The organism is Klebsiella ornithinolytica NBRC 105727 = ATCC 31898 (genome assembly GCF_001598295.1).
GTDB lineage: Bacteria > Pseudomonadota > Gammaproteobacteria > Enterobacterales > Enterobacteriaceae > Klebsiella > Klebsiella ornithinolytica.
On sequence record NZ_BCYR01000014.1, the window covers coordinates 67304 to 79589 of the forward strand.

At 55.6% G+C, this 12286-nt stretch carries 8 protein-coding genes; 2 read left to right on the top strand and 6 right to left on the bottom strand.

Going from position 1 to position 12286, the window contains the following annotated elements; all coding sequences use genetic code 11:
• Positions 1 to 377 precede the first annotated feature (377 nt).
• The gene (gene malT, locus ROR01S_RS21870) at positions 378 to 3083 is read left to right on the top strand and encodes an HTH-type transcriptional regulator MalT (RefSeq protein ID WP_004868506.1); all 2706 of its coding nucleotides are present in this window, start codon (positions 378 to 380) and stop codon (positions 3081 to 3083) included.
• A gap of 6 nt (positions 3084 to 3089) precedes the next feature.
• On the opposite strand, the gene ROR01S_RS21875 is transcribed toward malT, so the two are convergent.
• From ROR01S_RS21875 to glpE, 3 genes are all read right to left on the bottom strand, one after another.
• Positions 3090 to 3848 carry a DeoR/GlpR family transcriptional regulator gene (locus ROR01S_RS21875; RefSeq protein ID WP_004868507.1) on the bottom strand — a complete coding sequence of 253 codons (759 nt, stop codon included), beginning with the start codon at positions 3846 to 3848 and terminating at the stop codon, positions 3090 to 3092.
• Positions 3849 to 3919: 71 nt separating this feature from the next.
• The gene (gene glpG, locus ROR01S_RS21880) at positions 3920 to 4750 is read right to left on the bottom strand and encodes a rhomboid family intramembrane serine protease GlpG (RefSeq protein ID WP_004868509.1); all 831 of its coding nucleotides are present in this window, start codon (positions 4748 to 4750) and stop codon (positions 3920 to 3922) included.
• Positions 4751 to 4890: 140 nt separating this feature from the next.
• Positions 4891 to 5220: a thiosulfate sulfurtransferase GlpE gene (glpE, locus tag ROR01S_RS21885; RefSeq protein ID WP_015585604.1), complete on the bottom strand. Its 330-nt coding sequence runs from the start codon at positions 5218 to 5220 to the stop codon at positions 4891 to 4893.
• Between the two features lie 213 nt (positions 5221 to 5433).
• Here glpE and glpD point away from each other — a divergent pair, with 213 nt between their 5' ends.
• Entirely contained in the window at positions 5434 to 6942 is a 1509-nt protein-coding gene (gene glpD / locus ROR01S_RS21890; protein WP_004868514.1) for a glycerol-3-phosphate dehydrogenase, read from the top strand.
• Positions 6943 to 7028: 86 nt separating this feature from the next.
• Here the strand turns inward: glpD and glgP are convergent, their stop codons facing one another.
• The 3 genes from glgP to glgC are packed head-to-tail and all read right to left on the bottom strand — an operon-like array spanning position 7029 to position 12222.
• Positions 7029 to 9476, bottom strand: a complete 2448-nt coding sequence (glgP, locus tag ROR01S_RS21895; protein ID WP_004868517.1) for a glycogen phosphorylase — start codon at positions 9474 to 9476, stop codon at positions 7029 to 7031.
• A gap of 17 nt (positions 9477 to 9493) precedes the next feature.
• Positions 9494 to 10927, bottom strand: a complete 1434-nt coding sequence (glgA, locus tag ROR01S_RS21900) for a glycogen synthase GlgA (RefSeq protein ID WP_064359879.1) — start codon at positions 10925 to 10927, stop codon at positions 9494 to 9496.
• A complete protein-coding gene (gene glgC, locus ROR01S_RS21905) occupies positions 10927 to 12222 on the bottom strand; it encodes a glucose-1-phosphate adenylyltransferase (RefSeq protein WP_004868522.1) in 1296 nt (431 codons plus the stop codon). Before glgC ends, glgA begins: the two co-directional genes overlap by 1 nt.
• Positions 12223 to 12286: the final 64 nt, after the last annotated feature.

Genomic DNA, 12286 nt, shown 5'->3' on the forward strand with positions numbered 1-12286 from the left:
ACACCATTCCGCAATTATCACGAAATAAAAATAAGCATTGTGTAAAAATAACTCTGCCTCATGACACAAATACGCCAAAACGATTATTTATAAGATTGTCCTGAAATTAACTTAATAAAAACATACAACTACAAAAAAATGGAGTGAAAGCCATTTTTTAGACCAGTGAACAAGGGAAAACCCAGTAATCACGCACGCTGGTACCGGTTTTACAACCGCAGGGTTTTAATTGGGAATTTGTGACCTGGTGCAAATTCAAGAGCATAAAATTCGGACATAACTTGCAATAATTTTCATTATCGCCGACCTTAATAGTCATTAATTACGAAGCGCAAAAAAAATCGCAAATCCTCTCTTGCACAGCGAAATGATTAACTATGTTGATTCCGTCTAAATTAAGTCGCCCAGTCCGCCTTGAACACACCGTGGTTCGCGAGCGATTGCTGGCTAAACTTTCCGGCGCGAACAATTACCGTCTCGTGTTGGTCACCAGCCCCGCTGGGTACGGCAAGACAACGCTCATCTCTCAATGGGCGGCGGGGAAAAATGAACTTGGCTGGTTTTCGCTGGATGAAGGCGATAACCAACAGGAGCGTTTTGCCAGTTATCTGATCGCCTCTGTTCAGCAGGCTACCGGCGGCCACTGCGTGGCCAGCGAAAACATGGTGCAGAAACGCCAGTATGCCAGCCTGCCCTCGCTTTTTGCGCAGCTGTTTATTGAGCTTGCCGACTGGCAGCGCCCGCTGTATCTGGTGATTGATGATTATCATCTGATCAACAATCCGGTGATTCACGATGCGATGCGCTTCTTCCTCCGCCATCAGCCGGAGAATATGACCCTGGTGGTGCTCTCGCGCAACCTGCCGCAGCTCGGTATTGCCAACCTGCGCGTGCGCGATCAGCTGCTGGAAATCGGCAGCCAGCAGCTGGCGTTTACCCATCAGGAAGCAAAACTCTTTTTCGACTGTCGTCTGGCTTCGCCGATTGAGGCTGAAGACAGCAGCAGGCTGTGCGACGACGTCGCCGGCTGGGCCACGGCGCTTCAGCTTATTGCTCTTTCCGCCCGCCAGAATAACTCTTCCGCCCACCACTCCGCCCGTCGTCTTGCCGGTATAAATGCCAGCCATCTCTCCGATTATCTGGTGGATGAGGTACTGGATAATGTCGACGCGCGAACGCGTAATGTTTTGCTGAAAAGCTCGCTGCTGCGTTCAATGAACGATGCGCTCATCGTTCGCGTGACCGGGGAAGAAAACGGGCAAATGCAGCTGGAAGAGATTGAGCGTCAGGGCCTGTTCATGCAGCGGATGGACGACTCCGGCGAATGGTTCCGCTATCACCCCCTGTTTGGCAATTTCCTGCGCCAGCGCTGCCAGTGGGAGCTGGCAACCGAATTACCTGAAATTCACCGCTCTGCCGCCGAAGGCTGGATGGCGCTGGGCTTCCCCAGCGAAGCCATTCATCATGCGCTGGCGGCCGGCGATGCGAAAATGCTGCGCGATATTTTACTGAATCACGCCTGGGGCATGTTCAACCACAGCGAACTGGGACTGCTCGAACAGTCGCTGGCGGCGCTGCCATGGTCAAACCTGCTGGAAAATCCGCGTCTGCTCCTGCTGCAGGCCTGGCTGATGCAAAGCCAGCACCGTTACAGCGAAGTCAACACCCTGCTGGCGCGCGCCGAGCAGGAGATGGACATGAAAATGGATACCGCGATGCATGGCGATTTCAACGCCCTGCGTGCACAGGTGGCCATTAATGCCGGCGATCAGGAAGAGGCCGAGCGTCTGTCCATGGTCGCGTTAGAAGAGCTGCCGTTGGCCAGCTACTACAGCCGAATTGTGGCTACATCGGTGCATGGCGAAGTGCTGCATTGTAAAGGCCAGTTAAGTAAATCTCTGGCGGTGATGCAACAGACGGAGCAGATGGCCCGCCGCCACGACATCTGGCATTACGCGCTGTGGAGCATGATCCAGCAAAGCGAGATTCTCTTTGCCCAGGGCTTCCTGCAGGCCGCCTGGGAAGTGCAGGAGAAAGCTTTCCAGCTTATCCGCGAGCAGCATCTCGAGCAGCTGCCGATGCATGAATTCCTGCTGCGTATTCGCTCACAGCTGCTGTGGGCCTGGGCGCGGCTGGATGAGGCGGAAGCGTCCGCACGTAATGGCATGGATGTCCTGTCAAGCTATCAACCGCAGCAGCAGCTGCAGTGTCTGGCTCTGATGGTGCAGTGCTCGCTGGCACGCGGCGATCTGGATAACGCCCGCAGCCACCTCAACCGCCTGGAAAACCTGCTCGGCAACGGTCACTATCATAGCGACTGGGTTTCGAATGCCGATAAAGTCCGGGTGATCTACTGGCAGATGGTCGGTGATAAAGCCGCGGCCGCCAACTGGCTGCGCCAGACGCCGAAACCCGAATTCGCCAATAACCACTTCCTGCAAAGCCAGTGGCGCAACATCGCCAGGGCGCAAATTCTGCTGGGTGATTTTGACTCGGCGGAAATGGTGCTGGAAGAGCTCAACGACAATGCCCGCTCGCTGCGTCTGATGAGCGATATTAACCGCAACCTGCTGTTGCTCAACCAGCTTTACTGGCAGGCAGGACGGAAAAGCGAGGCGCAGAAAGTCCTGCTGGAGGCGCTCGCGCTCGCCAACCGCACCGGGTTTATCAACCACTTTGTGATTGAAGGCGAAGCCATGGCGCAGCAGCTGCGCCAGCTGATTCAGCTCAATACGCTGCCGGAGCTGGAACAGCACCGCGCCCAGCGCATCCTGCGCGATATCAACCAGCACCATCGCCATAAGTTTGCCCACTTTGATGAGGGCTTTGTCGAACGGCTGCTGAGTCACCCGGAAGTCCCGGAACTGATTCGCACCAGCCCGCTGACCCAGCGTGAATGGCAGGTACTGGGGCTGATCTATTCCGGCTACAGCAACGAACAGATTGCCGGTGAGCTGGACGTGGCGGCCACGACCATTAAAACCCACATTCGTAATCTGTATCAGAAGCTGGGAGTCGCACACCGCCAGGATGCGGTACAGCACGCCCAGCGGTTGCTTAAAATGATGGGCTACGGCGTTTAACGCCGTTTAGCACAGTTCCAGCTGAAGGTTGTTGTCCGTAATAACTTTCAGTACCCCTGCCGGCGGCATCACATCGGTGTAGACCGCATCGACCATGCTGATGCTGCCCATATTCACCATCGCATTGCGCCCAAATTTCGAGTGATCCACCACCAGCATCACGTGGCGAGAGTTTTCAATGATCGCGCGTTTGGTGCGCACTTCATGGTAATCAAACTCCAGCAGCGAACCGTCGCTGTCTACGCCGCTGATACCGAGAATGCCGAAATCAAGGCGAAACTGGGAGATAAAGTCCAGCGTCGCTTCGCCGATAATGCCGCCATCCCGACTGCGCAGCTCGCCGCCCGCCAGAATAATGCGGAAATCCTCTTTCACCATCAGCGTGGTGGCCACATTAAGGTTGTTGGTGACGATGCGCAGATCGTTATGCTCCAGCAGCGCATGTGCCACCGCTTCCGGCGTGGTGCCGATATCGATGAACAACGTCGCGCCATCGGGGATTTGGCTGGCCACCTTGCGGGCAATACGCTCTTTTTCCTGCGTCTGGGTGGCCTTCCTGTCGTGCCAGGAGGTATTTACCGAACTGGAAGGCAGCGCTGCGCCACCGTGGTGGCGCAGGATCATCTTTTGTTCGGCAAGGTCGTTCAGGTCACGACGAATGGTCTGTGGGCTGACGGCAAATTGCTCAACCAGCTCTTCCGTACTGACATATCCCTGTTTTTTTACCAGCTCGATAATGGCGTCATGACGTTGTGTTTGTTTCATGAAATATCCCTGGGATTATAAGACTCGCATAAAGGCGCTGTCGTTGCAGAGAGCCGGGTAAGTCGGCGGCCCTATGTTCGCTTTCGCACATGTTGCGTATCGACCAACGCCATCGCCAGCCCGGTCAGGAGACCTGCCACATGCGCACCGTTCGCAATCGACATGCCAAAAACATCAAACCATCCAGCAATTAACCACACTAAAGAGAAGAGTATCAAGCCACGCTGCAAATAGACGCCGCTTTGCGGATCCCGCTCTCCACGCAGCCAGACATAGCCCATCAGCGCATAGACGACGCCGGATAGCCCACCAAACCAGGGGCCGCTAAACTGGTGCTGAATAAACCCGCTTAACAAGGCGCTAATAACGGTAATGACCACCAGTTTGCCGGTGCCGATGCGTTTTTCCACCGCACCGCCGAGGTACCACCACCATAGCAGGTTAAACAGGATATGCATCAGCGAGAAGTGCATGAAAGCATGGCTAAAGTAGCGCCAGACTTCAAATTTCAGCGACGGGTCATAAGGCCAGGCCAGCAGCAGCATGATCGGCCGATCGCCGATGATGTTTTGCAGCACAAAGACCAGGATGCAGACAAGCAAAATGGCCCAGGTAAACGGCCCGGCGTTGTGACGCAGAGTGGCAAAGAAAGGGAAACGCTGGTAGCGCAAACCGCTGTTGGTCTGTCCGGATTGCCAGCTGGCCGCCAGATAGCGTGGATCGGCGGGGTTTTCCAGGAAGCGAGCCAGTTCGGCCTGCACCCGCCCGGCCTGACTCTCATCGGCCAGCCAGACATCGCTCTGATCATGCTGCTGAATGGTCAGGATAATGCCCTGCGTAGCCATGTAGTCGACAAACGCCTGGGCCACACGCGGGTTAGCAAAAGAGGTAATCATTAACATACGGCGGATCGCTTATTCCACACAAAGGGGGCTAGTATATACGAGTTGCAGGAGTGGCGCGCCCTGGGCGTCCCTGAACAACGCATCCGCAGCCATGCCATCTGAAACAGGACGGGAATAACGGAATGGCGTGCTAACGTTTAAAGCGCGCCATGTTCCACTTCCGCCGGGAAATGACGATGCCACGCATCGAACCCACCATCCACGCTGTAAACCTTGTCATAGCCCTGCTGTAGCAGATACTGCGCGGCGCCTTTACTGCTATTGCCGTGGTAGCACATCACCATCACCGCGGTATCAACGTCATTATCGCGCATAAACGCGCCCAGCGTATCGTTGGTCAGATGAAACGCACCCGGCGTATGCCCCATCGCAAAACTCTGCGGATCGCGGATATCCACCAGCACCGCCTTTGCCTGATGCAGTTTCTGGTGCGCTTCTTCAACATTGATACATTCAAAGTGGTCCATGTGCTCTTTCTCTATATAGCGGAATAATATTGCTGGCAGATAGCCGGCCATGATTCTACTGCCTAGTTTACCGTCAGACGGGAAATAAACGCCAATATGTTACACGCATCACTCTGAAATGTTTTTTTGATGTTACCAATGGCGCGTTTGTTTGCTATATTGAGCGATAACGAACATTTTTGAGCTTAAACGAAAGTGCCAGAGGTAGCGAACGTGGAAACCAAAGATCTGATTGTGATAGGGGGAGGCATCAACGGTGCCGGTATCGCGGCAGACGCCGCCGGGCGTGGTTTATCCGTACTGATGCTGGAAGCGCGCGATCTCGCATGCGCCACTTCCAGCGCCAGTTCGAAGCTGATTCACGGCGGGCTGCGCTACCTTGAACACTATGAATTCCGCCTGGTCAGCGAAGCGCTGGCCGAACGCGAAGTGCTGTTAAAAATGGCGCCGCATCTCGCTTTTCCCATGCGCTTTCGCCTGCCGCATCGCCCGCACCTGCGCCCGGCCTGGATGATCCGTATCGGTCTGTTTATGTACGATCACCTCGGGAAACGCACCAGCTTACCCGGTTCGACCGGCTTGCGATTTGGCGCAGAATCGGTATTAAAACCTGAAATCGTGCGCGGTTTCGAATATTCCGACTGCTGGGTAGACGATGCGCGTCTGGTACTGGCTAACGCGCAGATGGTGGTACGCAAAGGTGGCGAGGTCCGGACTCGTACCCGGGCAATTTCGGCAAAACGCGAAAACGGCCTGTGGATTGTCGAGGCGGAAGATATCGATACCGGCGAGAAATTCACCTGGCAGGCCCGTGGCCTGGTCAATGCGACCGGCCCGTGGGTCAAACACTTCTTTGACGAAGGGATGCATCTGCGCTCACCGTACGGCATTCGCCTGATTAAAGGCAGCCACATCGTGGTGCCGCGCGTGCACACCCAGAAACAGGCCTACATTCTGCAAAACGAAGACAAACGGATTGTGTTCGTGATCCCGTGGATGGATGAGTTCTCGATAATCGGTACCACCGACGTTGAGTACAATGGCGACCCGCAGAAAGTGGCGATCGATGACAACGAGATCAACTATTTGCTGAACGCCTATAACGCGCACTTCAAAAAGACGCTGTCCCGCGACGATATCGTCTGGACCTACTCCGGCGTCCGTCCGCTGTGCGACGATGAATCGGACTCGCCGCAGGCGATTACCCGCGACTACACCCTGGATATCCATGACGAACAGGGCCAGGCGCCGCTGCTGTCGGTATTTGGCGGCAAGCTGACAACCTATCGCAAGCTGGCCGAGCACGCGCTGGAAAAACTGACGCCCTACTACAAAGGCATCGGCCCGGCCTGGACCAAAACGGCCGTGCTGCCCGGCGGGGATATCGACGGCGACCGCGACGATTACGCGGCCAGGCTGCGCCGCCGGTTCTCATTTATCAGCGAATCGATGGCGCGTCACTATGCCCGCACCTACGGCAGCAACAGCGAGCTGATCCTCGCAGAGGCGGCATCGATAGCGGATCTGGGTGAGGATTTTGGCCATGAGTTCTATGAAGCCGAGCTCAAATACCTGGTGGAGCATGAGTGGGTACGCACGCTTGAGGATGCCATCTGGCGCCGGACGAAACAGGGAATGTGGCTGAATGACTCGCAGCAGGCGCGGATCGGCGAATGGCTGGCGCAGCACGTGGGAAAGTCTGAGCTTTCGCTGGCTTCTTAAGCCCGTACGACCCGCGCTGGCGCGGAGTTTGTCGGGATAGTGCATAAAAAACGGGGCCAGCGGCCCCGTTTTCACTGCGTAACCGGCTACAGCCGTACCGGGTCGATATGCCAGATATGGTCGGCGTATTCCTGAATCGTACGGTCAGAAGAGAAATAGCCCATGTTGGCGATATTATGCATCGCTTTCATCGCCCACTCTTCCGGATGACGATACAGCTCATCCACCTTATCCTGGCAATCCACATAGCTACGGTAATCCGCCAGCACCTGATAATGGTCACCAAAGTTGATCAGCGAATCCAGCAGATCGCGATAGCGACCCGGCTCCGACGGGCTGAACAGCCCGGTACCGATTTGCGTCAGCGCCTGATGCAGCTCCGGATCCTGTTCGTAAAATTCCCGCGGCTTATAGCCGTTACGACGTAGCGCCTCCACCTGTTCTGCGGTATTGCCGAAGATAAAAATATTATCCTCGCCCACGTGCTCCAGCATTTCGACGTTCGCGCCGTCCAGGGTACCGATGGTCAAAGCGCCGTTAAGCGCAAATTTCATATTACTGGTTCCGGAAGCTTCCGTACCCGCCAGCGAGATCTGCTCTGAAAGATCCGCCGCCGGAATAATCAGCTGCGCAAGGCTAACGCTGTAGTTCGGGACAAACACCACTTTTAGCTTATCGCCAATCTGCGGATCGTTGTTCACCACCGCCGCCACATCGTTAATGAGATGAATAATGTGCTTGGCCATGTAATAAGCCGAGGCGGCTTTCCCGGCAAAGATATTCACGCGCGGTACCCATACGGCGTCAGGATCGGCCTTAATACGGTTGTAGCGGGTAATCACGTGCAGGACATTCATCAGCTGACGCTTGTACTCGTGGATACGTTTGATTTGCACGTCGAACAGCGCTTTCGGGTTCACCACCACATTCAGCTGATGAGCAATCACGTTTGCCAGACGCTGCTTATTCTCCAGCTTCGCCTGACGTACGGCCTGATTGACCGTCGGATAGTCAATATGCTGCTCCAGCTCCTGCAGTTGGCTGAGGTCGGTACGCCAGGTACGACCGATGTTCTCGTCCAGCACCTTCGACAACGGCGGATTCGCCAGCGCCAGCCAGCGACGCGGCGTCACGCCGTTGGTGACGTTAATAAAGCGCATCGGGAAAATCTTCGCGAAGTCGGCAAACAACGACTCCACCATCAGCCGGGAGTGCAGTTCGGAAACGCCGTTCACCTTATGACTAATCACCACCGCCAGCCACGCCATGCGCACCCGGCGGCCGTTGGATTCGTCAATAATCGACGTGCGACTTAGCAGCGCCGTATCATTAGGATACTGCTCCTGCAGCGTCTTCAGGAAGTAGTCATTGATCTCGAAAATAATCTGCAAATGGCGCGGCAGAATTTTCCCCAGCATATCGACAGGCCAGGTCTCGAGCGCTTCACTCATCAACGTATGGTTGGTGTAGGAGAACACCTGGCAGGTGACTTCAAACGCCTCATCCCAGCCGAACTTATGCTCATCAATCAGCAGGCGCATCAGCTCCGGAATCGACAGCACCGGATGGGTGTCGTTAAGGTGAATCGCAATTTTGTCTGCCAGGTTAGCAAAGGTTTTATGCAGCTGATAATGGCGGTTGAGAATATCCTGTACCGTCGCGGAGACGAGGAAATATTCCTGACGCAGGCGCAGCTCGCGCCCGGAGTAGGTCGAGTCGTCCGGATACAGTACCCGGGAGACGTTTTCGGAATGGTTTTTATCTTCCACCGCCGCGAAGTAATCACCCTGATTAAATTTACCGAGGTTAATCTCGCTGCTGGCCTGGGCGCTCCACAGACGGAGCGTGTTGGTCGCATCGGTATCAAAACCCGGGATAATCTGATCGTAGGCTTCCGCCAGGATCTCTTCGGTTTCAACCCAGCGCGACTGTTTACCTTCCTGCTGAATGCGTCCGCCGAAGCGCACTTTGTAACGCGTATTATGCCGTTCAAATTCCCACGGGTTGCCGTACTCGAGCCAGTAATCCGGCGACTCTTTCTGCCGGCCGTCAACGATGTTTTGCTTAAACATCCCGTAGTCATAGCGGATACCGTAACCACGGCCAGGCAGGCCCAGGGCCGCCAGCGAATCGAGGAAACAGGCGGCCAGGCGCCCAAGACCGCCATTACCCAGCCCCGGGTCATTCTCTTCGTCAATCAGCTCTTCAAGGTTCAGCCCCATCTCTTCCAGCGCGCTGTTCACATCTTCGTAGATGCCCAACGACAGCAAGGCGTTAGAAAGCGTACGGCCAATCAGAAACTCCATCGACAGGTAATAAACCTGGCGTACTTCCTGAGAAAGCTGAGCACGATTAGAGCGCAGCCAGCGCTCCACCATACGGTCGCGGACGGCAAACAGCGTGGCGTTGAGCCACTCATGCTTATTGGCGATAGCCGGATCTTTACCAATGATAAACATCAGCTTATAGGCAATAGAGTGCTTTAACGCCTCAACGCTCAGCGTGGGTGATGCATAGCTAAAGGGTACATTCATCGCAATGACTCCTGTGGTTACAGCAAGCGTTGATAAAGTTCGCGATAAGAGTGCGCCGCGACCTGCCAGCTAAAATCCATATTCATCGCCTGACGCTGAACGTAACGCCAGAGCGACGGGCGCGACCACAGCACGAACGCGCGCCGAATTGCCCGCAGCAGCGATAGTGCATTGCTGTCTTCAAAGACAAAACCGCTGGCTACGCCATCGGCCAGATTTTCCAGCGAACTGTCGGTCACGGTATCCGCCAGACCACCGGTACGCCGCACCAGCGGCAGCGTGCCGTACTTCAGGCCATACAACTGGGTTAAGCCACAGGGCTCGAAACGGCTGGGAACCAGAATCACGTCGGCGCCCCCCATAATGCGGTGTGAAAAGGCCTCGTGATAACCAATCTGCACGCCAACTTTGCCCGGATGCTCGGCGGCCGCAGCCAGAAAACCTTCCTGCAGTACCGGGTCCCCTGCGCCAAGCAGCGCCAGCTGCCCACCCTGCTCAAGCAGGCCCGGCAGCGCTTCGAGAACTAAATCCAGCCCTTTCTGGCTGGTCAGACGGCTGACCACGGCGAACAGCGGGGCTTTGTCGTCGACTTTCAGCCCCATCGCAATTTGCAGCTGGCGCTTGTTCTCCGCTTTGTCTTCAAGGCGATCGCGGTCATAACGCGACGCCAGCAGCAGGTCGCTCTCCGGGTTCCAGATACCCGCATCCACACCGTTCAGGATCCCCGATAGCCGCCCCTCGTGCTGGCGCTGACGCAGCAGCCCTTCCATGCCGTAGGCAAATTGCGGTTCGGTTATTTCACGCGCGTAGGTCGGGCTGACCGCCGTAATATGATCGGCGTAATAGAGCCCGGACTTGAGGAACGAGATCTGGCCGTTGAACTCCAGACCATGCATGTTATAGAACGACCACGGCAGTTCGATCTCATTCATGTGCCAGGAGTAGAACATCCCCTGATAGGCCAGATTGTGTACCGTAAAGACCGATTTCGCCGGTCGTCCACGCGCGGCCAGATAGGCAGGAGTCAGGCCTGCATGCCAGTCGTGAGCATGCACGACCTCAGGACGCCAGAAAGGGTCCAGTCCGCAGGCCATCTCGCTGCCTACCCACCCCAGCAGCGCAAAACGCAGCACGTTGTCGGTGTAAGCATGTTGGTTGGTGTCGTGGTAAGGGCTCCCTGGGCGGTCGTAGAGATGCGGGGCATCAATCAAATAGATCCCCACGCCGTTATAGTGACCAAACAGCAGCGTCATGCGTCCGGCAAAAGTATCCCGGCGCGTCACCACCTGCGCATCGGTGACGCCACGGCGAATGTCCGGGAACGCCGGCAGCAGCACGCGCGTATCGATACCCTCAGCGATTTGCGCCGCAGGCAGCGCGCCGATTACATCCGCCAGACCGCCGGTTTTTAACAGCGGGAACATCTCTGAACATACATGTAAGACCTGCATTATCGCTCCTGTTTATGCCCCAACTTCCGCAACATATCACGCGTCACCAGCACGATACCTTCCTCTGAACGGTAGAACCGACGCGCATCTTCTTCCGCGTGTTCGCCGATCACCATGCCCTCAGGAATCACGCAGGCACGATCGATTACGCAGCGGCGCAGGCGGCATGAGCGCCCCACCCACACTTCTGGCAATAAGACTGCCGAATCAATATTACAGAATGAATTCACGCGCACGCGCGGGAACAGCACCGATTGCACCACCACGGAGCCGGAGATAATACAGCCGCCGGAAACCAGCGAGTTCAACGTCATACCGTGACTACCAGAGCGGTCCTGAACGAACTTCGCGGGCGGCAGAGACTCCATATGGGTGCGAATCGGCCAGTTCTGATCGTACATATCCAGCTCCGGCGTCACCGAAGCCAGGTCAAGGTTCGCTTTCCAGTAGGCTTCAAGCGTACCCACATCGCGCCAGTACGGTTCCGCATCCGGGTCAGACTGCACGCAGGAGAGCGGGAAAGGATGTGCATAAGCCATGCCAGCTTCAGTGATCTTCGGAATAATATCTTTACCGAAATCGTGGCTGGAGTTTTCGTCGTTATCATCTTCAGTCAGCAGTTCATAAAGATAATCTGCATCAAAGACATAGATCCCCATGCTGGCCAGCGATTTGGTCTCATCGCTCGGCATTGCGGGCGGTACGGCGGGCTTTTCGACAAACTCAATGATCTTGTCGCTCTCATCAACCGCCATCACGCCAAAGGCGGATGCCTCTTCGATGGGCACCGGCATACAGGCCACGGTGCAGCGAGCCCCTTTTTCGACGTGATCGATCAACATGCGCGAGTAGTCTTGCTTGTAAATATGATCGCCGGCGAGGATCACCACATATTCCGCTTTGTAGCGACGAATGATATCGAGGTTCTGCGTCACCGCATCAGCCGTGCCGCGATACCAGTTTTCGCCATGCACACGCTGTTGCGCGGGCAGTAAATCCACGAACTCGTTCATTTCTTCACTAAAAAATGACCAGCCGCGTTGGATATGTTGAACCAGAGTGTGCGATTGATACTGGGTGATGACGCCGATGCGGCGAATACCTGAGTTAATGCAGTTAGATAATGCGAAATCAATTATGCGAAACTTACCGCCAAAATGGACAGCCGGTTTTGCACGCTTAATAGTTAAGTCCTTAAGCCGGGTACCGCGTCCACCCGCAAGAATCAACGCCACGGTTTTGATGGGGAGCTGACGCGCCAGCATCAACGGATCGTTCTTTTCTAGCCTAACCATGATTAACTCCTTTTTACATCCCAGCCTTCCTGTCCCTCTCACCGCGTAGCGGCCGCGAGTGCAA

Bases quoted from the DNA above. Each gene is read 5' to 3' on its own strand.
- malT (WP_004868506.1), top strand. From the start codon at position 378: ATGTTGATTCCGTCTAAATTAAGTCGCCCAGTCCGCCTTGAACACACC.
- ROR01S_RS21875 (WP_004868507.1), bottom strand. From the start codon at position 3,848: ATGAAACAAACACAACGTCATGACGCCATTATCGAGCTGGTAAAAAAA.
- glpG (WP_004868509.1), bottom strand. From the start codon at position 4,750: ATGTTAATGATTACCTCTTTTGCTAACCCGCGTGTGGCCCAGGCGTTT.
- glpE (WP_015585604.1), bottom strand. From the start codon at position 5,220: ATGGACCACTTTGAATGTATCAATGTTGAAGAAGCGCACCAGAAACTG.
- glgP (WP_004868517.1), bottom strand. From the start codon at position 9,476: ATGAATGTACCCTTTAGCTATGCATCACCCACGCTGAGCGTTGAGGCG.
- glgA (WP_064359879.1), bottom strand. From the start codon at position 10,927: ATGCAGGTCTTACATGTATGTTCAGAGATGTTCCCGCTGTTAAAAACC.
- glgC (WP_004868522.1), bottom strand. From the start codon at position 12,222: ATGGTTAGGCTAGAAAAGAACGATCCGTTGATGCTGGCGCGTCAGCTC.